The organism is Flavobacterium ginsenosidimutans (genome assembly GCF_037478105.1).
GTDB classification, from domain to species: Bacteria; Bacteroidota; Bacteroidia; order Flavobacteriales; family Flavobacteriaceae; genus Flavobacterium; species Flavobacterium ginsenosidimutans.
This window is the reverse complement of record NZ_CP147988.1, coordinates 1,709,118-1,731,172: the sequence shown is the minus strand read 5'-3', so window position 1 is coordinate 1,731,172 and position 22,055 is coordinate 1,709,118. Positions and strand designations below refer to the sequence as shown.

Here is a 22,055-nt window from a genome sequence, read left to right as displayed (position 1 = left end):
ATAAGTTTGTTCGTGAAATTTAAAAAACGTAATTATGAAAAACCTACCTATTTTACTTATTGGCTTTAGACTTTTGCTTGGGCCAGTTTTAATACTATTGACTTATAATTTTGGCAGTGAACTCAGAAAAGAATTAGTTGTTTTAATCTTTCTTGGATTATTATCTGATATTTTTGATGGAATAGTTGCACGTCGATTAAGTATTTCGTCTGAGAAGCTTCGTCGAATGGATAGTCAGACCGATTTGGTGTTTTGGCTTTGTGTGGCTTGGTGTTCTTGGCTGTTGAATCCTGAAATAATAAAAGAAAATGCAGTTGCAATCGCTGTAATTTTTATAATGGAGGCAATGACTTATTTTTTTAGTTTTCTGAAATTTGGAAAAGAAACCTGTACGCATGCTCTTCTTTCTAAATTTTGGGGTATAACTTTACTGTTGGCATTTGTCGGAATGATTGGCTTTGGGTATTCAGGAATAACTTTTTCATTGGCAGTTATTTTTGGAATTATAGGGCATATTGATGTTTTATTAATTATTTTAATTCTGCCCAAATGGACATTTGATGTGCCAAGTTGTTATCATGCCTATTTGATTCGAAAAGGTATTCCATTCAAAAAAAATAAGCTTTTTAACTAAACTGAAAAACCCCAATTCGATTAAGAATTGGGGTTTTCTATGAATAAACCTTTAGTAAACTAAGATCTGATTACTCTTTTTTATCCTCACGTGGAGGTCTTGGAACAAGTGCTTTTTTAGACACTTTTTCTTTTTTAGTTTTAGGGTCAACTCCTAAGTATTTCACTTGGAAAACATCTCCCATTTTAACTACATCAGCAACGTTTTCAGTACGTTCCCAAGCCAGTTCAGATACGTGAAGCAATACTTCGTTTCCTGGTGCAGCAGTATATTCTACTACAGCTCCAAAATCTAGCATTTTGATTACTTTTACTTCGTAAGCTTCTCCTAATACTGGTTTGAAAGTAATAGAAGCAATTTTTGCTAATACCGCTTCAATTCCAGCAGGATCTGTACCTAAGATTTCGATAACACCTTGTTCGTCAACTTCATTAATAACGATAGTTGTTCCAGTAGCTTTTTGTAATTCCTGAATTACTTTTCCACCAGGTCCAATTAATGCTCCAATAAAGTTTCCAGGAATAGTTCTGGTAATGATTTTTGGTGCGTGAGCTTTTACGTCAGCTCTTGGCGCAGCGATAGTTTCAGTTAACTTTCCTAAAATGTGTAAACGTCCATCACGAGCCTGAGCCAAAGCTTGCTCCATAATGTCATAACGTAGACCATCAATTTTGATGTCCATTTGGCAAGCTGTAATACCGTCAGCAGTTCCAGTTACTTTAAAGTCCATATCTCCTAAGTGATCTTCGTCACCTAAGATATCAGACAATACAGCAAATTTCTCACCGTCAGTAATTAATCCCATAGCAATTCCAGAAACTGGTTTCACCATTTGAACTCCAGCATCCATCAAAGCCATTGTTCCAGCACAAACTGTTGCCATAGAAGAAGAACCGTTAGATTCTAATACTTCAGAAACAACACGAATTGTATAAGGACAATCTGCAGGAATCATATTTTTTAAAGCTCTTTGAGCTAAGTTACCGTGACCAACTTCTCTTCTTGAAGTTCCTCTTAATGGTTTTGCTTCACCAGTTGAGAAAGGAGGGAAGTTATAGTGTAAGTAGAATTTCTCTTCACCTTGCTCGCTAGGCGAGTCGATTTGGTTTGCTTCTCTAGAAGTTCCTAAAGTTACAGTTGCCAAAGCTTGAGTTTCTCCACGTGTGAATAAAGAAGAACCGTGAACTCTTGGTAAATAATCAGTTTCACACCAGATTGGTCTGATGTCTGTAGTTTTTCTACCATCTAAACGAACGCCTAATTCTAATACTACATTACGAACAGCTTCTTTGTTTGTTTTGTAGAAATATTTAGAAACTAAATCCCCATCAGCAGCTAATTCTTCTTCTGTAAATAAAGCTTTTACTTCTTCTTTAACTTCAGCAAATGCAGCGCCTCTTTCGTGTTTTGCAGAACCAACTTTTGCAATAGCATAGATTTTATCATATGCTGCAGCTTTTACTTTTGCGTAAATTTCTTCGTTTTCTCTCTCTCCTTCGTAAGTGCGGATTTCTTTTTTACCAAAAGCTTCCTGTAAACGATATTGAGCTTGAATTTGAACTTTGATAGCTTCGTGAGCAAACTTAATAGCTTCGATCATTTCAGCTTCTGAGATTTCTTTCATCTCACCTTCAACCATTGCTACAGAATCCATAGAAGCTCCAATCATCATATCGATATCAGATTTTTCTAATTCTTCTCTGCTTGGGTTGATTACTAATTTTCCGTCGATACGTGCTACACGTACTTCAGAAATTAAGTTGTAAAATGGAATATCTGAAACTGCTAATGCTGCAGAAGCAGCTAAACCAGCTAAAGCGTCTGGCATAACAGTTTCGTCATGAGACATTAACTGAATCATAACTTGTGTTTCAGCATGGTAATCGTCTGGGAAAAGCGGACGCAATACACGGTCAACTAATCTCATTGTCAATACTTCGCTGTCGCTTGGACGTGCTTCTCTCTTAAAGAAACCTCCTGGGAAACGACCTGCTGCTGCGAATTTTTCGCGGTAATCTACCGTTAACGGTAAAAAATCAACGCCTGGGTTTGATGTGCGAGCTGAAACTGCTGTTGCAAGAATCATAGTGTCGCCCATTCTTACTACTACAGAACCGTCAGCTTGTTTAGCTAAACGTCCTGTCTCGATTGTGATGCTTCTGCCATCACCTAAATCGATCTTTTCTACAAATAATTGTGGAATCATAAATTTTTTCCTTATTGATTATACAATGGGTTTTAGTTGTGTTGTAGTGTTGTTGTGTGTAGTTGTTGTTATCTAAAACCCAATGAAAAACCAAACTTTTTTTCTTGTAATATGCTTATTATAAATAGCTATAATGTAAAAACAAAAAGAGGCACTTTCGCACCTCTTTTCTATATTGATTATTTTCTGATATTCAATACTTTGATAATCTCACGATATCTGTTGATATCTTTCTTTTTCAAGTAGTCCAACAAAGCTCTTCTTTTACCTACTAATAGGACAAGAGAACGCTCAGTGTTGTAATCGTGACGATTTTTTTTCAAGTGTTCAGTTAAGTGAGAAATTCTATAAGTGAACAATGCAATTTGACCTTCTGCGCTTCCAGTGTTTGTTGCACCACCGTGTTGTGCGAAAATCTCTTCTTTCTTTTCTTTGCTTAAATACATTCCAATATTATTTTAATGATTTTTATGTATGTCAATACAACTTTTGTAAGACGGGTGCAAAATTAGATTAAAAAATCAGAAAAATCAAAAAAAAATAAAAGAATCTAAAAATTAGGGCTAAGAAATTTATTTTTAACAATTTAAATTAGCTTTTTTCTGTCTGATTCCAGTTGTTCTTTACTTTACTTTCTGAGCTTTTTTTCCTGATTGCTTTTCACTTAAAGACGAATAAGAAAATTTGACATTGTTTTCATCCGTGCTTACGCCAGAAATTAGCATTCCTTTATTATAGTTGTCAACAAATGTAATTTTTCGCAAAATATCATTTCCTTCCCAAACACCTTGTTTTAAACCGTCTTTAAGGGTTCCTTTTTGGGTTCCAAATTTATCTGATTCTTCATAATCTCCATTTCCATCAACTACGGTTTGACTTTTATTTTCATCCCAGCAGTTAAGAATTAGAGTTTGCAGTTTTTTTGTCTTCGGGTCCCAAACATTCTGCTTTTCACACTTTTTACTCTGATTTTCATACCAAGTAATTTCTTTTCCGGTTTTATGATCTTCAGAATAATTTATGACAGACTCTTTCCCTCCATTTTTATAGTAGCAAATAAACTCTCCGTCTTTTTTTAGAACATCACGATCTAAAGTTGAGCCGGTCATTTTCTTTCTGCCATTTTTATAAAAGTCCGTCACAACATAACGTACGCTTTTTTGAGAATAATTGGTAATTACTCTTGTGTAAGCATAATTGTCTGGCGTGCATTCGCGATTTAAAGAATCTAAAAAGATTTTTTTAGAAACCATATTAATTTGCGCAGGCAGATTAACTGAAATTATCAGAAGCAAAAAGATGAAGATGTTTCTTTTCATTCAGTTCTATTTTTTATTCTAAATATAACGTTTTTAGAATAATTTAGCAACTTCTTGATTTACAAATTCTAAAAACCTTTCGTCAGCTTCTGTAAATGGATCAATAACGTGGCTGTCAATATCGATTTGGCCAATATTTACTCCGTTCACAAAAAGAGGAACTACGATTTCTGATTTCACAGTCAAACTGCAAGCAATATAATTGTCTTGCGCCTTAACGTCTGGCACAACAAAATTAGCATTGCTTTCTGCTACTTGACCGCAAATACCTTTTCCAAATGGAATAACAGTATGATCTGTTTCTGCACCAACATACGGTCCTAAGTGTAAAGTTTTGGCATCATGATTGGCAAAATAAAAGCCTACCCAATTGTAATACTCTACATTTTCGTTTAAAAGCTGGCAGATTGCTAATAATTTTCCGTCTCTATTTGTTTCATTGTCAGCGACAATTGTACTTATCTTTGGTTGTAATTCTTGAAATGTCATGATATAAAATTTTATACAAAAGTATTTAAAGCTGAACTCAAAAAATATATAAATTTGAAAAAAAAATCTCTTGAAAAAATATTTAGTTCAGTTTAAGCCATTTTTGATTTTTGTTAGCATCTTTTTCCTGACATATATTGTCCTTACTTTGCTTTACAAATTTTATTTGAATAGTTATCAAGCCGAAGATCTTGATGGCATAACTGTAATTGCTGGAAGAAATACAGAACAATTGTTAGAGCTTTTTAATTATGATATAATAATTCAAAAAAGCTCTCAAAATCCGTGGCTGGATATTCTTTTGAACAATAGATATATCGCCCGAATCACTGAAGGTTGCAATGCTGTTAGCGTAATGATTCTCTTTGTGTCGTTTGTCGCTGCTTTTTCTGGAAATATAAAAAAGACTTTACTGTTTATAGCTTTAGGACTTGTGTCTCTTTATATTCTTAATATTATTAGAATTGCACTTTTGATTGTGCTAATGTATTATTTTCCAGAGAAGAATAAGTTTCTTCACGGTGTTTTGTTTCCATTGATTATTTACGGATATGTTTTTATTTTATGGATTTTCTGGATCAATAGATTTTCAAAATATGCTAAATAAATTAAAACATAATAAGTTTAAAATCCTTACAGCTGTAATTGTTGTAATATGTTTTGCTGTAATCAGGATGTTTGAAAGGAAGTTGTTTTATGATCCTTTTGTAACTTATTTTAGCGCCGATTTTCTTTCTATTCCTTATCCTCCAGTTGAAAATCTTAAGCTTTTCTTCGGATTATTTTCTCGTTACTTTTTAAATTCAGCTTTATCTCTTTTGTTGATTTATGCATTATTTCGAGATCGAGATATTTTGAAAGTCAGCTTGTTTATGTATATCTTTTTTCTGGTAATACTTTTGGGAGCATTTTTTATAATTCTCGAATTTTTTCCAGACGGAAGCTGGCTTCTTTTCTACGTTAGAAGATTTATAATTCAGCCTGTTTTGGTGCTATTATTTATTCCAGGATTTTACTATCAGCTTCAAAATTCTAAAAAATAACATTTGTTTTAGTTTTTTATCGCTGGTTTTTGAATAGCTTTGCAATATGAATTTGAAAAAGTGTACAGGTCTCTTTTTAGCGCTCCTACTATTGGTTTCCAATATTGGGTTTGCTTTTGACGTACATTATTGTGGCGGAAAAATTGCTTCGGTTTCTTTAAAAACTACTGCAGAACCTGTCGTTGAAAAAAAATGCTGTGGTTCTAAAGAGAAAAAGAACTCTTGCTGCAAAGATAAAGTTGTTCATTTCGAAAAGAAATCAGACGATGCAACGATCAAATTCTTCTTTTTCCAATTTGCTTTCCCAGCAGTTATACAGGATTACAAACCTCTTGTCTTTTTAGAACTTCCAAATTTTAAAAAGAAAGAAGTTCTTTCGTATTATGCTGATGCGAATGCGCCCCCCTTATTTAAGTTATATCATCAGTATATCTTCTATTCCTGATTTTAATGTTAAGATGCAATGCAAGTCTTGATTAAGACTTTGTATTTACATTTTGATTGTTTTCGCTTTGAACAAACATCAAAAATGTAATTCTATTCAACATTAAAATCATTTTTTATGCAAAAAAATATAATGCTTTTTGCTGCGTTTTTGCTTTCTGTTTCTATGTTTTCGCAAGAAGATTTAGAGGAAGTAAAAATCACTAAAAAGCAAAAAGGAATTAAAAAATCCTATACGTTAACGGCCAATACTTCTGTTATTACCAGCAAAGAATTGCTTAAAGCGGCTTGTTGTAATTTAGCCGAAAGTTTTGAAACAAACCCATCAATCGATGTCAATTTTTCTGATGCCTTAACAGGAACAAAACAGATCAAAATGCTTGGACTGACTAGTCCGTATTTAATGATTACAGAAGAGAATATTCCTTCTGTACGAGGAGCTTCACAAGCTTATGGATTGTCATTTACTCCTGGAACTTGGATTGAAAGTGTTCAAATTACAAAAGGAGCGGGGAGTGTTATAAATGGTTACGAAAGTATTTCGGGCCAAATTAATACAGAACTTTTAAAGCCTTTAAGCGATATTCCGTTCTTTCTGAATGCTTACGGTTCAACTGATTCTCGTTTTGAATTAAATACCCATTTCAATAAAAAATTATCAGATAAATGGGCTACAAGTTTATTTGTTCACGGAAATGCGCGTGTAGCAAAGAACGACATGAACAATGACGGATTTTTAGATAATCCGTTAGGAAAACAAATCAATGTTTTAAATCGTTACCAATATTATAATCCAGAAAGCGGTTTGGTTAGTTTTATCAATTTCAGATATATGAATGATAAGAAACAAACTGGAGAAGTTGATTTCGACAAAGATCGTGATCGCGGTACGACAAACTATTGGGGTTCAGAAATCAATACAGAACGCTTTGATGTTTCAACAAAAATTGGATATGTGTTCAAGGATATGCCATATCAAAGTATCGGATTTCAAAATGCTTTTAATAGCCACAAACAAGATTCTTATTATGGTTTGAATCAATACGATATCAAGCAGAATAGTTTTTATTCTAATTTGATTTTCAATTCGATCATTAATAATACTATGAACAAGTTTACAACTGGTTTGAATTTTACTCACGATCAATATCAGGAATTTGTGAATCTAACAGATGTAAGCAGAATCGATAATTCAGTTGGAGCTTTCTTTGAATATACCTATGACAATACAGATAATTTCAGTTTAATTTTAGGAGGAAGGATAGATAATCATAACCGATTAGGATTCTTTGTTACGCCAAGATTACACATGCGATATAATCCTTGGAAAAATGGGGTAATTCGTTTTTCTGCTGGAAGAGGAAAACGTTCTGCTAATATTTTTGCAGAGAATCAGCAGCTTTTTGCTAGTTCAAGAACGTTTTCAATTTTAGATTCTAATGGAAAAGTCTACGGATTAAACCCAGAAATTGCTTGGAATTATGGTGTAAGTTTTTCGCAGAAATTCCGTCTATTCAACAGAAACGGCGATGCTGGTTTCGATTTATACCGCACCGATTTTCAAAATCAGGCAGTAGTAGATGTGATGCAGAGTCCGCAACAGGTTTTATTTTATGATTTAAAAGGAAGTTCATTTGCGAACAGCCTTCAAGTTGAATTTAATTATGAATTGGTTCATAACTTAAATTTGAGAACAGCTTACAAATATTATGATATTCAAACTGATTATTTAAGAGGAACATTCCAGCGTCCGCTTCAGGCAAAACATCGTTTCTTGGGAAATTTAGAGTATGAGACAACAATGAATGATGATAAGCAATGGAAGTTTGATTTTACCTATAATTGGTCAGGGAAACAACAATTGCCATATACAGCTACAAACCCTACAGATGATCAGTTTCCTGATTTTTCACCAGCTTATGCTGTAATGAATGCACAAGTAACTCGTGTTTTTTCTTCAGTTTTGGAAGTATACGTAGGCGGAGAAAACATTGGAAACTACAAACAGCAAAAAGCAATTTTAGGAGCAAATGATCCTTTTGGACCTAATTTTGATGCATCAATTGCATACGCTCCAATTTTTGGGCAAATGTATTATGCAGGTTTAAGATTTAAAATTAAATAAGAATTTCAATAACAATAAATTAAATACAATGAATAAAATAGTTTTAATCGCAATAATGATATTTTTAGGTTTTTCAGTTCAGGCTCAAACCAAAAAAAATAAAAACTTAAAATATACAACTGAAGTAAATGGGAACTGTGAACAATGCAAGAAACGAATTGAAAAAGCAGCTTATGGTGTTCCAGGAGTAAAAACAGCAACTTGGGATGTTAGCTCACACCAACTTTCTGTGATTTTAAATGAAGAGAAATGTTCTCCTTCAGATTTGAATAAAGCAATTGCAAAGGCAGGTCATGATACTAAGGAAGTTAAAGCTGCAGCAGCAGATTATGACAACCTTCACAGCTGTTGTAAATATGTGAGAGAAGAATAATAGGAAGGCCCAAACGACTAGTTTGGGCTTTTTTTAATAGTTAATTTATGTTTAAAATACTGCATTTTATTGCGGTTAAGGTAAATTATTGTTACTTTCACGAACTATAAAGATAACCAATCTCGTTTTATGAATAATTTTGAATGGACCCAGTTACTAAACCCTGAATTTTATATTACTTTAAGCGTCGGAGGTTTTCAGATTGGGTTATTTATTGTGCTGTTTATAGTTTTTGCTGAAACAGGACTTTTTGCAGGTTTTTTTCTACCTGGAGACAGTTTGCTTTTTTTGGCAGGGATTTACAGCCGTGACTTAATAGAGAATGTTTTATTTATTCCAAATGATTTCTTAAACGTATTTCTGCTTGCAACTGCAGTCGCTATAATGGGAGTTTTAGGAAATATGACGGGTTACTGGTTTGGTGCGAAAAGTGGTTATTATTTATTCAAAAAAGAAGATACATTTTGGTTTAAGAAAAAATATCTTCTTCAGTCAAAAGATTTCTTTGAGAAGTATGGAGGTAAAGCAATCATTTATGCACGTTTCCTACCTATTTTTAGAACATTTGCTCCAATCGTTGCAGGAATCGTTTCAATGGACAAAAAGAAATTTATGTTTTATAATATCTTGAGTTCTTTCCTTTGGTCATTTATCTTAATTTTTGCAGGACATTATTTATATGGCGTCTTCTTAAAACAAGGAATAGATTTGAAAAAACACATAGAATATATTATCATAATTATCATCGTTATTTCAACATTCCCAGTTTTATTAAAACTATTGAAAAAGAGACCAAACGAACAGATATAATCTAATAAAAGCATAAAAAAAATCCGAAGCCTAAACTTCGGATTTTTTTATATTTTATATTCAGTAGAATTTAATTTGTAGAAATAAGTTTCGTAGTATTTAACTAAACTCAAAAATGTAAGTTGTCAAATATGAGAGTGACGAAATAATCTTAGAAAAATTTCAGATAACAATTAACAATTAACAATTAACAATTAACAATTAACAATTAACAATTAACAATTAAATATTAAATATTACCATTCATTCACTTTATTCGCGTCCATTTTAAGGAAAATAAACAATAAAATAGTGAATCCCCAGAGTCCGGAACCTCCGTATGAAAAGAATGGAAGAGGTACTCCAATTGTTGGGAAAATTCCAATTACCATTGCAATGTTTACAAAGAAGTGTATAAAGAGAATTCCTGCAACACAATAGCCATAAACCCGGCTGAATTTTGTTTTTTGCCTTTCGGCTAAATAAATAATTCTAAGCAGTAAGCTTACAAAAAGCAAAATCACTACTAAAGAACCAGCAAATCCCCATTCTTCACCAACAGTTGTAAAGATATAATCGGTATGCTGTTCAGGAACGAATCCTCCTTTAGTTTGTGTTCCTTCAAGAAAACCTTTTCCAATCCATCCTCCAGATCCAATTGCAATTTCAGATTGGTTGGTATTGTATCCAATACCTTTCATATCAACAGTTTTACCTAATAAAATGTTGAAACGGTCCCTGTGGTGCTGTTTAAAAACGTTATCAAAAACGTAATCAACAGAAAAAACAAATCCCGCAATTAAGAGCAATAAAATACCGCTCTGAATAATATTTCGATCAACAACCCTACCTTTAAAATATATAATTGCCAGAACAATAAACGATATTCCTATAACCACATACGGCTCTAAAACTAATGTTAGAACGAAAAGGGCAATGGTTATAAAAGCAGTCCATACGTACCAAGAAGGCAAACCTTCTCTATACAAAACAAGGATGAAAACACTGTAAATTAAAGCACTTCCAGGGTCTGGCTGTGGTAAAATCAACATTACAGGCAACAGCATAATGGCCAAAGCCTGAATTTGCCTATTTGTTTCTTTTAGATTGATTTGCGTATCACTTAAATATTTTGCTAAAGCTAATGAGGTCGCAGCTTTTGCAAACTCAGAAGGCTGTAAAGTAAAACTTCCAATCGCATACCAGCATCGTTGTCCAGCAATTGTTTTTCCAAATAGAAATAATCCTGCAAGAGATAATAAGGAAACTCCAAAGATGATACTGGCATATTTTTCGTAAAATTTACCATCAACAAAAAGCACAACAAATATCAAAGGAATTGTACAGCAAATAAAAATAAACTGTTTTTGATATGTGCCATCAGTTGACAATAAAGACGACGAATAGATATTCAGCCAACCTAAAGTTACCAGCGAAATGTAGATAAAAACACTTATCCAATCGATATTATTTTTTACACTTTGATTTTTCATTTGAAATAATCTTTCTTAATTTTCTTTAGTAGTGTCTACCGCTGTTTTTTTAACTTCAGTTTTTGTTGTTGCTGTAACAGGAGCTTTTGGTTTTACAATTTTAGCTTGTAAAACAGAGTCTTTTGGAACAGATTCGATTTTAAGAGCCTCGCTTATTCCTCCTAATTTAGCATATTCCGAAAGTAAGCTTTTGTTTAATACTCTCACTTCTAGATCTGTTCTTGTAATCTTCTTTCTTAGATATTTTTCAATCATCAAACTGGCAATTGGTCCCGCAACTGTTGCTCCAAAACCTCCGTTTTCAATCATAACGGCAATAGCAATTTTTGGATTGTCTTTTGGTGCAAAAGCCACAAAAATAGAGTGGTCTTTAAGCTTTTCTCTTTTACCGTTTATTTTGGCATAGTTTTCAGCTGTTCCAGTTTTTCCGCAAATGTCAATTCCTTCTACTCTAAGAGCGTAAGCTGTACCTTTGTTATATACATCAAAGAGTCCGCTTATAACAGGCGGATAATATTTTTGATCAATTGTAGTTACGTGTTTTGTCGTAAACTTTTCGTCTATTTTTTCTCCCTCAATTTTTTTAATGATATGAGGAGTATAATAATAACCTTGATTTGCAACAGTCGCCATCATATTGGCCAATTGAATAGGTGTCATTAAAACCTCTCCTTGTCCAATTGCATTCGATACAATAGTTGAACTTCTCCATCCTCCGTTAGGGTAAATTCTTTTATAGGTTTTAGAAGTTGGGATATTTCCTCGTTTTCCAATAGGTAAATCATATCCCATAAATTGTCCTAAACCGAAACTTTTTACGTGGCTGCTCCAAACATCAACAGCCTGACCAGGGTCTTTATACTTATTGATTGTAAGCATATAGGCTTGTCCAAAATAAGTGTTGCAAGAATTATAAATTCCGTTATGTAACTGATGCGGACCAAAACCGTGACATTTCATGAATCGGCCTCCACCATAACTAAATCCGTGATGGCACATAAAAGTAGTCTGTTCATTTATTACGCCTTCTTGGAGTGCAACTAAACCAGTTAGGATTTTGAATGGAGAACCTGGAGGGTATTCTGCCAAAAGTCCTCTGTCATATAAAGGTTTTGAAATCGAATCGTTATATAAAAGTGTATAATTTTTAGATCTTTGGCGTCCTACCAAAATACCTGGATCATAAGAAGGAGCAGTAACTAAAGCAAGAATTTCACCTGACTTAGGTTCAATTGCCACAATACCACCTCTTTTATTAATCATCAATTCCTCGCCATATTTTTGAAGCTCAGCATCAATAGTTAAATTAATATCTTCTCCAGCTACAGCAATGGTATCGTATTTTCCTTCTTTATAAGGGCCAATTTCTCGGTTATATTTGTCTTTTTGAATGTATTTTACCCCTTTTATTCCGCGTAAAATTTCTTCATAACTTTGCTCAACACCTTGTTTTCCAATTAAATCTCCACTATTGTAGTATGGATTCTTCGCAATTTGTTTTTCATTTACCTGAGTAATAAAACCAAATATATTTGCACCATAATCTACTTCGTAATCACGTAGAGACCTTTTCTGGAAATAGAATCCATCGTATTTTCTGATTTTTTCCTGAAAGGCAGCAAACTCATTTTTATTTAACTGAGATAAAAAAACAGAAGGAAGTCTTGGGCTATAAACTTTTGCTTTTTCAATACGTTTATGATATTCTTCTTGTGTGATGTTCAGAAGTGTACAGAATTCTGCAATATTTAAATCTTCTTTTACCTCTCTAGGAATAACCATAATATCGTAAGAAGCCTGATTAGCAACAAGAAGTTTTCCGTTACGATCATAGATGTAGCCTCTTTCAGGATAGTCATAAACTTTCTTAATCGCATTATTTTCTGATTTCAATTTGAATGAATCATCGATGATCTGCAGATAAAAGATCCTGATCACTAGCAAAGACGCTGCAATAATAATTATAGTGGGCAGCAAGACTTTTCTCATCGTTTATTGGGCTTAATAAGATAAATTATTATTATTGAGGTAATTATAGTAAAGATAGAACTAAACAAGGTTCGAAGTAAAATGTCCCAGACAAATTTGAATTGAAATGCTTCAAGAACAAACAATACAATGTGGTGCATTAAAACGGAAACCAATATAAATGAGAATCGCTCTGGAGTTAAAGACTCGTTTAGTTTTATCGTTTGATATTCGTAACTCAGTCCAAAAGAAAATTTGAAAATATAAGGTCTGTAATATGCTAGGATCACACAAGCTGTTGCGTGTATACCACCCGAATTACAAAACATATCCATAGTAAGTCCAAGCAAAAAGCTTGAAATTATTAAACCAGCTTTGTTACTATTTACCGGATACAAAATAATGTACAGGATATATGGAAAAGGACTTATGTATCCTAGGAAATTCATATTATTGAAAATAACAATCTGAATTGCCAGCAGCATAATAAATCTAAAAATATTTACTAAAACAGCGCTACTCATTCTTTTCCTTGCTTTGGTTTTCTAGATTAATAATTTCTTCTCTGTCTTTACTTTTGATAATATAAACGTGACCCAGATTGGTCATGTCATTAAATAGTTTCACTCTTATGACATAAAAACTGGTGTTGTTTTTCTTGTATATATTTTCAACGGTTCCGATATTGATTCCTTCAGGGAAAATAGAAGATTGTCCACCAGTAACAATAGTATCTCCTTTTCTGATAGAAGCTAGTCTAGGAACGTCTTCTAATTGTACAAATCCAGTACTTTTTCCATCCCAAGTTAAAGAACCAAAGTGATTTGATTTCTTTATTTTGGCATTAATACGAGACTTCATATTCAAAATACTAACTACAGTTGAGTAATTTGCAGAGGTGTTATCAACAACTCCGATAATTCCTAAACTGTTAATTACTCCCATATCTTGTTTTACTCCTTCATTGTTTCCAGAGTTCAAAGTGATATAGTTTTCGTGCGTGTTGTATGTATTATGAATTACTTTAGATACAATTATATCAGCAGGTTTTACACCTTTAATGCTATCTGGCAGTGGTGCTTTGGTAGTGTCTTCTTTGTTAAATAGAAGGCTTTTTAACCTTGCATTCTCTAATACAAGTTCGTCATTTTCGGCTCTTAAATTCAAATATTCGTTTACACGATTAATTCTTTCATAAACACCTCCGCTTAAAAAATTAGCTGAACTGATTACTCTGCTTCTATGATAGGAATGCGATTGAATTGTGAGCGTCAACGAAATACCTAAAAGCAGCAAAAACAGCAATCGATTACTGTTTCTTATAATGAAATTAAATATTTGCTGCATTTCTTGTCTGGTTATTTTGTTTCAGGATATGCTTGAAGGTTTCAGTTTTTACAAGGGTCAAATATTAAAAATTCAACCCTTATAAAAGTAAATTGATTGTTATTTTGAATCTTATTTGATTAAGATACTTTTAAATTTTGCAATGTTTTTAAGTGCCATTCCTGTACCACGAACAACAGCTCTTAATGGATCTTCTGCAATGTAAACAGGTAAATCTGTTTTTTGAGAAATACGTTTGTCAAGTCCTCTCAACATAGATCCTCCACCAGCTAAATAGATACCAGTGTTGTAGATATCTGCTGCTAACTCAGGAGGAGTTTGAGATAATGTTTCCATTACCGCATCCTCAATACGCTGAATAGATTTGTCTAAAGCTTTTGCAATTTCACGGTAAGAAACATCTACTTGCTTTGGTTTACCAGTAAGCAAATCTCTACCTTGAACTGACATATCTTCTGGCGGACCATCTAAATCTTCGATCGCCGCTCCAATTTGAATTTTAATTTTTTCAGCAGTACTTTCTCCAACAAATAAGTTGTGCTGTGTACGCATGTAATAAACGATATCATTTGTGAAAACGTCACCTGCAATTTTTACAGATTTGTCACATACAATTCCGCCTAAAGCGATTACAGCAATTTCTGTTGTACCACCTCCGATATCCACAATCATGTTTCCTTTTGGTTGCATAATGTCAATACCAATACCAATTGCCGCCGCCATTGGTTCATGAATCAAATAAACTTCTTTTCCGTTTACTCTCTCACAAGATTCCTTCACCGCTCTCATCTCCACTTCAGTAATACCAGAAGGAATACATACAACCATACGTAAAGCTGGAGTAAACATTCTTTTTTTCAATGCAGGAATACTTTTAATGAACATATTGATCATTTTTTCCGAAGCATCAAAATCAGCGATTACACCATCTTTCAAAGGCCTTATAGTTTTGATGTTTTCATGTGTTTTACCTTGCATCATATTGGCTTCCTTACCAACAGCAATGATTTTGCCTGATACTCTATCACGTGCAACGATAGATGGACTATCAATGACAACTTTATCATTATGAATGATTAAAGTGTTTGCGGTTCCAAGGTCTATCGCAATATCCTCGGTCATGAAATCAAAAAATCCCATAAGTTTTTTTTGGGGTTTAAAATGTTATAAATTATTTATCGAACAAAGTTAAACAAATTAATGTTTAAAATGACGAGTTCCTGTAAATACCATTGCAAGATTATTTTCATTGCAATAATTTATGCTTAATTCGTCTTTAATCGAACCTCCTGGCTGAATTACAGCAGTTATTCCTGCTTTTTTAGCTAATTCTACACAATCCGGAAATGGGAAAAATGCATCACTTGCCATCGAAGCTCCATTTAAATCAAATCCAAAAGCTTTTGCTTTGTCAACAGCTTGAATTAAAGCGTCAACTCTTGAAGTCTGACCTGTGCCTGATGAAATCAATGTTCCGTTCTTAGCAAATACAATAGTGTTTGATTTTGTATTCTTGCAGATTTTAGAAGCAAAGATCAAATCTTCGATCTCTTGAGCAGTAGGTTCTGTAATTGTAACGGTTTTTAAATGCTCTTTATTATCCGTAATATTATTTCTGTCCTGAATTAACAAACCATTAAGACAAGTTCTTACTTGACGAGATGGTAATTCTACCTCATTTTGAACTAAAATAATTCTGTTTTTCTTCTCTTGTAAAACTGTAACTGCTTCAGCATCATAAGCTGGAGCAATAACTACTTCGCAGAATAATTTGTTGATTTCCTGTGCAGTTTCTAAATCAATTTTTGTGTTAGAAATTAACACTCCTCCAAAAGCTGAAGTAGGATCACAAGCTAAAGCTGCTAAATAAGCTTCGCTAATTGTTTTTCTTGAAGCCAATCCGCAAGCATTGTTGTGTTTTAAAATAGCGAATGTTGGTCCGTCAGTTTTAAACTCAGCAATTAAATTAACTGCAGCATCAACATCTAGTAAGTTGTTGTATGATAATTCTTTTCCGTGAAGTTTATTGAACATTGCGTCAAAATCTCCAAAGAAGAATCCTTTTTGGTGAGGGTTTTCACCGTATCTTAAAACTTGACCGTTTGCAATGCTTTCTTTGTAAATAGTCTCGTCTGTGTTGAAATAATTAAAAATAGCTCCATCGTAGTGAGATGAAACGTGGAATGCTTTAGTTGCAAACAATCTTCTGTTTTCCAAAGTTGTTGCTCCATCTTGCTCTGTAATTAAATCTAAAAGCAAGCTGTATTCGTTTACAGATGCAACAATTACAGTGTCTTTGAAATTTTTTGCACCAGCACGGATTAGAGAAATACCGCCGATGTCAATTTTTTCAATAATATCTTGTTCACTTGCACCAGAAGCAACTGTTTTTTCAAAAGGATACAAATCAACAATTACCAAATCAATTTGAGGAATGTCAAATTCCTTCATTTGTTGAACATCACTTTCGTTATCTTGACGATTTAAAATACCTCCAAAGATTTTTGGGTGTAAAGTTTTTACTCTTCCTCCAAGAATTTCAGGGAAAGAAGTAATATCTTCGACAGGAACTACTGGAATACCAAGGTTTTTGATGAAATCTTCAGTTCCTCCAGTTGAATAAAGTGTTACATTTTGTTCGTGTAATTTTCTAACAATTGGTTCTAATCCATCTTTAGAAAAAACAGAAATTAATGCCGATTGTATTTTTTTTGTTGTGCTCATTGTGTAGTTATGATTTTGAGACTGCAAAAGTAGTTTTTTTATATATTATATTAAAAAAAATTAGTGTAACAAAATGCTAAAAAAATCTACTGATGAGTAAGTTAACTTTTATTAGGTTATTGAATTTAAATTATTGAATTTTACTTTATTGAAAAATACAAAAATATGATCGTTTATCTAAGATTATTAAAAGAAAGTCTAAGCTTCGCCATCAATGCTTTGCGAAATAATAAATTGCGTACTTTATTGTCACTTTTAGGTGTTACAATTGGTATCTTTTCAATTATTGCTGTTTTGGCTGCCGTTGACTCCTTAGATAGAAAAATTTCTAAAGATTTGAGCAGTTTAGATAAAAATACGATTTATTTAATGAAATATTGCTTTGGGCCGTCTGAAATTCCGCAATGGAAGAGAGAACAGTTTCCAAATGTAAAATATGATGAATATGTTGGTCTGAAAAACTCAATGAATAATACTGATCAAGTAGCATATCAGCTTTTTGTAAACAGAGAAAGTTTAAAATACGATTCTAAAACTGTAAGTGATGTAAATATTATTCCGTCGTCAAGCGAAATGGTAGATATCGACGGATTAAGTTTTGATAAAGGAAGATTTTACAATGAATCTGAATCTAATTCAGGAACAGCTGTTATTGTGCTTGGTTACGATATCGCTGAAGGACTTTTTGGGTCAAGCGATCCTATTGGAAAAAATATTCGTTTATACGGACAGCGATTCACGGTTATTGGTGTAATTGCCAAACAAGGAGCTGGTTTTTTTGGTGATAGCAATGATACCTCAGTTTATCTTCCTGCTAACTTTTTAAGAAGAATGTACGGAGACAGTGATGCCATGACGCCAGTAATTGTTTTAAAACCTCAAAAAGGCGTTGATATGGATGCGTACAAAGCAGAAGTGGCGCAAAAACTACGAGCAATTCGCGGAATGAAAGCAGGGGATATGGATAATTTCTTCATAAATGTACTTTCTGGATTTACTGATTTTATTGATGGAATTCTAGGTCAAATGAATGTTGTTGGCTGGATCATCAGCGGATTTTCTCTTCTGGTTGGTGGCTTCGGAATTGCCAATATTATGTTTGTTTCGGTTAAAGAAAGAACTAATCTTATTGGAATTCAAAAATCGTTGGGAGCAAAAAATAAGTTTATTTTATTCCAATTTTTGTTTGAAGCTATTATTCTTTCTGTTATTGGTGGAATCATAGGTCTGTTAATGGTTTGGGGAATCGCTGTAATCTTAACAAAAGCCCTCGATTTTGAATTTGTTTTAAGTTTAGGGAATATTCTTTTAGGAACTGGTTTAGCGGCTCTTATTGGCTTGATTTCTGGAATTCTGCCAGCGGTTTCGGCAGCAAATTTAGATCCGGTCGAAGCAATTCGAACTGGAATGTAATATTGTTTTTGTGTTATTTTACTGTAAATTTTGATGGCTCGAAATAATTAGATATTTTTGATAGACCAAGAACCTAAACCATTAATCCAATGAGCTTTAATCTTAGATCTGTCGATACAGTTGAGTCTATTTCTAGAGAAGATTTCAAAAGAAATTATTTAGACAAAAAGAAGCCCTTAATTATAAAAGGACTCACAAATGATTGGCCTGCAAAAGAGAAATGGTCGACAGAATATTTTAAGGAAATTGCCGGAGATATTGAGGTAAAATTGGTTGATAATTCTAAAGCAGATCCTTCAAAAGTAATTAATGCTTCAATCGCAAGCATGAAATTTGGCGAATATTTAGATCTCATAAAAAGAGAACCAACGCAATTGCGCATTTTTTTCTTCAATCTTTTTAAGCATAGACCAGAATTGGTTAATGATGTGAGAGTTCCAAAAGAATTAATGGGAGGTTTTATAGAAAGTATGCCTGCTATGTTTTTTGGAGGTTCAAAAGCAATTACTTTTTTGCATTATGATATCGATTTACCGCATCTTTTTCATACCCATTTTGGAGGAAGAAAACATATCATACTATTTGATAATAAATGGAAGAAAAGGCTCTATTGTATTCCCAACACAACTTATGCTTTAGAAGATTATGATGTTGCCAATCCCGATTTTGAAAAATTTCCAGCTCTAAAAGGAGTAGAAGGTTATGAAGTTTTCTTAGAGCACGGAGATACTTTATTCATGCCAACAGGGATGTGGCACTGGATGCGTTACATAGACGGTTCTTTTTCGCTTACACTTCGCGCATGGGATCAATCTGTGTCAAGAAAAATTGCGAGCGTTTGGAGCTTATTTATGCATGGAGCAGTAGATAGCGGTATAAAAGTGATTTTTAGAAAGCGTTATGCGATTTGGCGTGAAAAGAGGACTTTTATAATAGCAGAAAAAGAACTTCGAAACAACAAGCCGAAATAATAAATATTGTTTTTTCTTCGAATTTTAATCTATTATGGATTTAGTAATAGTTAAAGGGATAATTGTTTAATAGAGTAATACTAATTTCTTTTAATTTCTCTTCATATTCTACTATAAGATGTTTGTCAATTTTATCTTGATTTATGAGAAGAGTATCAAGTTGATTATTGATATCTGCAAATTGCAGCCATTTTTCAAAGTTTAAGCCAGTATCTAAAAAGTTTTCAGGACTCATTTCTTCTTGATCATGATCGTAAAAATGAATGTTGTTTTCTTTATCAAAAAGCCAAAGGTCGCCTTGTCCATTATTTGCAAAAAACCAATAGCTCGAAATTTCTTCATTTGTCAAATTTGCTTTCCAATATTCTGCATTTGAAAATTCTTTGTTTTTATTAAAAGATTGAACGCTGTCTAGTAATATGCATTCGGCAGAAATTTCGATAGTTTTAATTTGAGTAACTATTTCATTATACAAATTGTCAAATACAAATTGAGCAGATTTAGGAAAGTTTCTTAATTGTTGTTTTTGAGTCAAAAGCTCATGTTTTAATTTTTCTACAGGTTTAATTTCAAACATAAAAATAAGTTTTATATTACATAAGCGAATATACTACCAAAAAAAATCCCAAGAAGCAATTTCTTGGGATTTTCTATTTTAAGTAGTTTTAAAACTATCTGATATCATTGTTTTGAATCAAATCGATGTATAAGTTGATCTTATCTTTCAATTCTTTTCTAGGCGTGATAAAGTCTAAGAAACCGTGTTCTAATAAGAACTCAGCAGTTTGGAAACCTTCTGGTAAATCTTTTCCTGTAGTGTCACGTACAACACGCGGACCAGCAAAACCAATCAAAGCGCCTGGCTCAGAGATGTTGATGTCTCCTAACATAGCGTATGATGCTGTTGTTCCTCCAGTTGTTGGATCTGTACAAAGAGAGATGTAAGGTAATTTAGCTTCAGCTAATTGAGCTAATTTTACAGAAGTTTTTGCTAATTGCATTAAAGAATAAGCAGCTTCCATCATACGAGCTCCACCAGATTTAGAAATCATTACAAATGGAAGTTTGTTTTTAATAGCGTGATCAATACCTCTCGCAATTTTTTCACCTACTACAGCTCCCATAGATCCACCGATGAATGCAAAATCCATACAGCAAATTACAAGTTCTCTTCCTTTAGATTTTCCTACTCCCGTACGTACAGCGTCTTTAAGATGAGTTTTTTCCATTACATCTTTTAATCTTTCTGCATATTTTTTTGTATCCACAAAATGCAAAGGATCTTTAGATGTCATGTTTTTATCTAACTCAACAAATTCGTTGTTGTCGAATAAAATTTCAAAATAGGTTGCGCTTCCAATTCGAACGTGAAAATCATCTTCAGGGCTTACGAATAAATTTCTCGCTAATTCGTCAGCATCAATAATTTTTCCAGTAGGAGATTTGTACCACAATCCTTTCGGAACGTCCATCTTATCTTCTGTCGCGGTCGTAATCCCTTTTTCTTGTCTTTTAAACCAAGCCATTTTTTTAATTTTAGAATGTAGATTTTAAATTTTAGATTTTTCAATCTGAATTCAAAATTTAAATTTCAGGCTTCATTAGAAATCTGAAATCTAAATTCAAAAATCTAAAATTTAAAGTGTGTTTACGTTATTTAAATCTGCAAAAGCTTGTTCAAGTCTTGCATTGAATGTTACTTCGCTTTCACGAACCCATCTTCTTGGATCGTAATATTTTTTGTTTGGAGCATCAGCACCTTCTGGATTACCAATTTGTGATTTTAAATAGTCAAGGTTTTTAACCATATAATCACGGATTCCTTCAGTGTATGCAAATTGTAAATCTGTATCGATATTCATTTTGATAACTCCGTAGCTAATTCCTTCTCTAATTTCTTCAAGTGTAGAACCTGAACCTCCGTGGAAAACGAAATCAACTGGATTGTGTCCTGTGTTGAATTTGTTTTGTACGAAATCCTGAGAATTTTTTAAGATTTTTGGAGTTAATTTTACGTTTCCTGGTTTGTAAACACCGTGAACGTTTCCAAAAGCAGCTGCAATTGTAAATTTAGGGCTCACTTTAGATAATTCTTCGTAAGCGTAAGCTACTTCTTCTGGTTGAGTGTATAATTTTGAGCTATCAACATCAGAGTTGTCAACACCATCTTCTTCACCACCTGTAATACCAAGTTCGATTTCTAATGTCATACCCATTTTGCTCATTCTAGCTAAATATTCTTTACAGATCTCGATGTTTTCTTCGATTGGCTCCTCAGACAAATCGATCATGTGAGAACTGAATAATGGTTTTCCTGTTTCTGCGAAGTGTTTCTCAGATGCATCTAATAAACCATCAATCCAAGGCAAAAGTTTTTTTGCACAGTGGTCTGTATGTAAAATTACGGTTGCTCCGTAAGCTTCTGCTAATGTATGAATGTGTTTTGCTCCCGCGATTCCTCCTGCGATTGCTGCTTTTTCACCTGCATTTGATAATCCTTTTCCAGCGTTGAATTGTGCTCCTCCGTTAGAAAATTGAATGATAACCGGTGCATTTAATTTAGCTGCAGTTTCTAGAACTCCATTGATTGTGCTAGATCCTGTAACGTTTACTGCAGGTAATGCAAATCCTTTTTCTTTCGCATAGTTAAAAATCTCTTGAACTTGATCTCCTGTAGCTACTCCGGGTTTGATATTGTGTGCCATTGTAATTTTTTT

At 33.2% G+C, this 22,055-nt stretch carries 22 protein-coding genes; 9 read left to right on the top strand and 13 right to left on the bottom strand.

From position 1 onward, the window contains the following. The first annotated feature begins 34 nt into the window (after positions 1-34). Positions 35-634 (top strand): CDP-alcohol phosphatidyltransferase family protein, encoded by a 600-nt coding sequence (locus V6624_RS07670; protein ID WP_111288338.1) that lies wholly within the window; start codon positions 35-37, stop codon positions 632-634. A gap of 70 nt (positions 635-704) precedes the next feature. Here V6624_RS07670 and V6624_RS07665 read toward each other — a convergent pair whose 3' ends face one another. From V6624_RS07665 to V6624_RS07650, 4 genes are all read right to left on the bottom strand, one after another. After that, on the bottom strand, positions 705-2,840 hold the full coding sequence (locus V6624_RS07665) for a polyribonucleotide nucleotidyltransferase (RefSeq protein WP_338841460.1): 2,136 nt from the start codon (positions 2,838-2,840) through the stop codon (positions 705-707). A gap of 179 nt (positions 2,841-3,019) precedes the next feature. Continuing rightward, positions 3,020-3,286, bottom strand: a complete 267-nt coding sequence (rpsO, locus tag V6624_RS07660; protein WP_111288334.1) for a 30S ribosomal protein S15 — start codon at positions 3,284-3,286, stop codon at positions 3,020-3,022. Between the two features lie 177 nt (positions 3,287-3,463). Next, complete coding sequence (locus V6624_RS07655) at positions 3,464-4,159, bottom strand: hypothetical protein (protein ID WP_111288332.1); 696 nt, start codon at positions 4,157-4,159, stop codon at positions 3,464-3,466. Positions 4,160-4,192: 33 nt separating this feature from the next. Continuing rightward, a complete protein-coding gene (locus V6624_RS07650; RefSeq protein ID WP_338841459.1) occupies positions 4,193-4,648 on the bottom strand; it encodes a GAF domain-containing protein in 456 nt (151 codons plus the stop codon). Between the two features lie 70 nt (positions 4,649-4,718). Here V6624_RS07650 and xrtF point away from each other — a divergent pair, with 70 nt between their 5' ends. From xrtF to V6624_RS07620, 6 genes are all read left to right on the top strand, one after another. Next, entirely contained in the window at positions 4,719-5,255 is a 537-nt protein-coding gene (gene xrtF, locus V6624_RS07645; protein ID WP_111288328.1) for an exosortase family protein XrtF, read from the top strand. Then, positions 5,245-5,691: an exosortase F system-associated membrane protein gene (locus V6624_RS07640; RefSeq protein WP_111288538.1), complete on the top strand. Its 447-nt coding sequence runs from the start codon at positions 5,245-5,247 to the stop codon at positions 5,689-5,691. Before xrtF ends, V6624_RS07640 begins: the two co-directional genes overlap by 11 nt. A 46-nt stretch (positions 5,692-5,737) precedes the next feature. After that, entirely contained in the window at positions 5,738-6,136 is a 399-nt protein-coding gene (locus tag V6624_RS07635; RefSeq protein ID WP_111288326.1) for an HYC_CC_PP family protein, read from the top strand. Positions 6,137-6,253: 117 nt separating this feature from the next. Further along, complete coding sequence (locus V6624_RS07630) at positions 6,254-8,260, top strand: TonB-dependent receptor plug domain-containing protein (RefSeq protein WP_111288324.1); 2,007 nt, start codon at positions 6,254-6,256, stop codon at positions 8,258-8,260. Positions 8,261-8,288: 28 nt separating this feature from the next. Continuing rightward, entirely contained in the window at positions 8,289-8,633 is a 345-nt protein-coding gene (locus tag V6624_RS07625) for a heavy-metal-associated domain-containing protein (RefSeq protein WP_111288322.1), read from the top strand. Between the two features lie 129 nt (positions 8,634-8,762). Next, positions 8,763-9,443 carry a DedA family protein gene (locus tag V6624_RS07620; protein ID WP_111288320.1) on the top strand — a complete coding sequence of 227 codons (681 nt, stop codon included), beginning with the start codon at positions 8,763-8,765 and terminating at the stop codon, positions 9,441-9,443. Positions 9,444-9,679: 236 nt separating this feature from the next. Here the strand turns inward: V6624_RS07620 and rodA are convergent, their stop codons facing one another. The 6 genes from rodA to purH form a co-directional block, all read right to left on the bottom strand. After that, on the bottom strand, positions 9,680-10,915 hold the full coding sequence (rodA, locus tag V6624_RS07615; protein WP_111288318.1) for a rod shape-determining protein RodA: 1,236 nt from the start codon (positions 10,913-10,915) through the stop codon (positions 9,680-9,682). Positions 10,916-10,930: 15 nt separating this feature from the next. Continuing rightward, positions 10,931-12,904 carry a penicillin-binding protein 2 gene (gene mrdA, locus V6624_RS07610; protein ID WP_111288316.1) on the bottom strand — a complete coding sequence of 658 codons (1,974 nt, stop codon included), beginning with the start codon at positions 12,902-12,904 and terminating at the stop codon, positions 10,931-10,933. Beyond that, positions 12,901-13,407 carry a rod shape-determining protein MreD gene (locus V6624_RS07605; protein WP_111288314.1) on the bottom strand — a complete coding sequence of 169 codons (507 nt, stop codon included), beginning with the start codon at positions 13,405-13,407 and terminating at the stop codon, positions 12,901-12,903. The genes mrdA and V6624_RS07605 overlap by 4 nt, the downstream gene beginning before the upstream one ends. Continuing rightward, entirely contained in the window at positions 13,400-14,230 is an 831-nt protein-coding gene (gene mreC / locus V6624_RS07600) for a rod shape-determining protein MreC (RefSeq protein WP_111288312.1), read from the bottom strand. The genes V6624_RS07605 and mreC overlap by 8 nt, the downstream gene beginning before the upstream one ends. A 111-nt stretch (positions 14,231-14,341) precedes the next feature. Beyond that, complete coding sequence (locus V6624_RS07595; RefSeq protein WP_008466528.1) at positions 14,342-15,370, bottom strand: rod shape-determining protein; 1,029 nt, start codon at positions 15,368-15,370, stop codon at positions 14,342-14,344. A 57-nt stretch (positions 15,371-15,427) separates the two neighbouring features. Then, positions 15,428-16,954 (bottom strand): bifunctional phosphoribosylaminoimidazolecarboxamide formyltransferase/IMP cyclohydrolase, encoded by a 1,527-nt coding sequence (purH, locus tag V6624_RS07590; RefSeq protein ID WP_111288310.1) that lies wholly within the window; start codon positions 16,952-16,954, stop codon positions 15,428-15,430. 165 nt (positions 16,955-17,119) lie between these two features. Between purH and V6624_RS07585 the strand changes: the two genes are divergently transcribed. Together V6624_RS07585 and V6624_RS07580 are read left to right on the top strand one after the other, a co-directional pair. Continuing rightward, positions 17,120-18,367 carry an ABC transporter permease gene (locus tag V6624_RS07585; protein WP_111288308.1) on the top strand — a complete coding sequence of 416 codons (1,248 nt, stop codon included), beginning with the start codon at positions 17,120-17,122 and terminating at the stop codon, positions 18,365-18,367. A gap of 89 nt (positions 18,368-18,456) precedes the next feature. Then, complete coding sequence (locus V6624_RS07580) at positions 18,457-19,338, top strand: cupin-like domain-containing protein (protein ID WP_338841458.1); 882 nt, start codon at positions 18,457-18,459, stop codon at positions 19,336-19,338. 40 nt (positions 19,339-19,378) lie between these two features. Here V6624_RS07580 and V6624_RS07575 read toward each other — a convergent pair whose 3' ends face one another. From V6624_RS07575 to fbaA, 3 genes are all read right to left on the bottom strand, one after another. Next, complete coding sequence (locus V6624_RS07575; RefSeq protein WP_338841457.1) at positions 19,379-19,915, bottom strand: hypothetical protein; 537 nt, start codon at positions 19,913-19,915, stop codon at positions 19,379-19,381. 94 nt (positions 19,916-20,009) lie between these two features. After that, on the bottom strand, positions 20,010-20,864 hold the full coding sequence (gene accD, locus V6624_RS07570) for an acetyl-CoA carboxylase, carboxyltransferase subunit beta (RefSeq protein ID WP_026728501.1): 855 nt from the start codon (positions 20,862-20,864) through the stop codon (positions 20,010-20,012). 111 nt (positions 20,865-20,975) lie between these two features. Beyond that, positions 20,976-22,043 carry a class II fructose-bisphosphate aldolase gene (fbaA, locus tag V6624_RS07565; protein WP_035645669.1) on the bottom strand — a complete coding sequence of 356 codons (1,068 nt, stop codon included), beginning with the start codon at positions 22,041-22,043 and terminating at the stop codon, positions 20,976-20,978. Positions 22,044-22,055: the final 12 nt, after the last annotated feature.

Excerpts from the sequence above, each read along its gene's own strand:
- V6624_RS07670 (WP_111288338.1), top strand. The coding sequence starts at position 35 with ATGAAAAACCTACCTATTTTACTTATTGGCTTTAGACTTTTGCTTGGG.
- V6624_RS07665 (WP_338841460.1), bottom strand. The coding sequence starts at position 2,840 with ATGATTCCACAATTATTTGTAGAAAAGATCGATTTAGGTGATGGCAGA.
- rpsO (WP_111288334.1), bottom strand. The coding sequence starts at position 3,286 with ATGTATTTAAGCAAAGAAAAGAAAGAAGAGATTTTCGCACAACACGGT.
- V6624_RS07655 (WP_111288332.1), bottom strand. The coding sequence starts at position 4,159 with ATGAAAAGAAACATCTTCATCTTTTTGCTTCTGATAATTTCAGTTAAT.
- V6624_RS07650 (WP_338841459.1), bottom strand. The coding sequence starts at position 4,648 with ATGACATTTCAAGAATTACAACCAAAGATAAGTACAATTGTCGCTGAC.
- V6624_RS07640 (WP_111288538.1), top strand. The coding sequence starts at position 5,245 with ATGCTAAATAAATTAAAACATAATAAGTTTAAAATCCTTACAGCTGTA.
- V6624_RS07635 (WP_111288326.1), top strand. The coding sequence starts at position 5,738 with ATGAATTTGAAAAAGTGTACAGGTCTCTTTTTAGCGCTCCTACTATTG.
- V6624_RS07630 (WP_111288324.1), top strand. The coding sequence starts at position 6,254 with ATGCAAAAAAATATAATGCTTTTTGCTGCGTTTTTGCTTTCTGTTTCT.
- V6624_RS07625 (WP_111288322.1), top strand. The coding sequence starts at position 8,289 with ATGAATAAAATAGTTTTAATCGCAATAATGATATTTTTAGGTTTTTCA.
- V6624_RS07620 (WP_111288320.1), top strand. The coding sequence starts at position 8,763 with ATGAATAATTTTGAATGGACCCAGTTACTAAACCCTGAATTTTATATT.
- rodA (WP_111288318.1), bottom strand. The coding sequence starts at position 10,915 with ATGAAAAATCAAAGTGTAAAAAATAATATCGATTGGATAAGTGTTTTT.
- mrdA (WP_111288316.1), bottom strand. The coding sequence starts at position 12,904 with ATGAGAAAAGTCTTGCTGCCCACTATAATTATTATTGCAGCGTCTTTG.
- V6624_RS07605 (WP_111288314.1), bottom strand. The coding sequence starts at position 13,407 with ATGAGTAGCGCTGTTTTAGTAAATATTTTTAGATTTATTATGCTGCTG.
- mreC (WP_111288312.1), bottom strand. The coding sequence starts at position 14,230 with ATGCAGCAAATATTTAATTTCATTATAAGAAACAGTAATCGATTGCTG.
- V6624_RS07595 (WP_008466528.1), bottom strand. The coding sequence starts at position 15,370 with ATGGGATTTTTTGATTTCATGACCGAGGATATTGCGATAGACCTTGGA.
- purH (WP_111288310.1), bottom strand. The coding sequence starts at position 16,954 with ATGAGCACAACAAAAAAAATACAATCGGCATTAATTTCTGTTTTTTCT.
- V6624_RS07585 (WP_111288308.1), top strand. The coding sequence starts at position 17,120 with ATGATCGTTTATCTAAGATTATTAAAAGAAAGTCTAAGCTTCGCCATC.
- V6624_RS07580 (WP_338841458.1), top strand. The coding sequence starts at position 18,457 with ATGAGCTTTAATCTTAGATCTGTCGATACAGTTGAGTCTATTTCTAGA.
- V6624_RS07575 (WP_338841457.1), bottom strand. The coding sequence starts at position 19,915 with ATGTTTGAAATTAAACCTGTAGAAAAATTAAAACATGAGCTTTTGACT.
- accD (WP_026728501.1), bottom strand. The coding sequence starts at position 20,864 with ATGGCTTGGTTTAAAAGACAAGAAAAAGGGATTACGACCGCGACAGAA.
- fbaA (WP_035645669.1), bottom strand. The coding sequence starts at position 22,043 with ATGGCACACAATATCAAACCCGGAGTAGCTACAGGAGATCAAGTTCAA.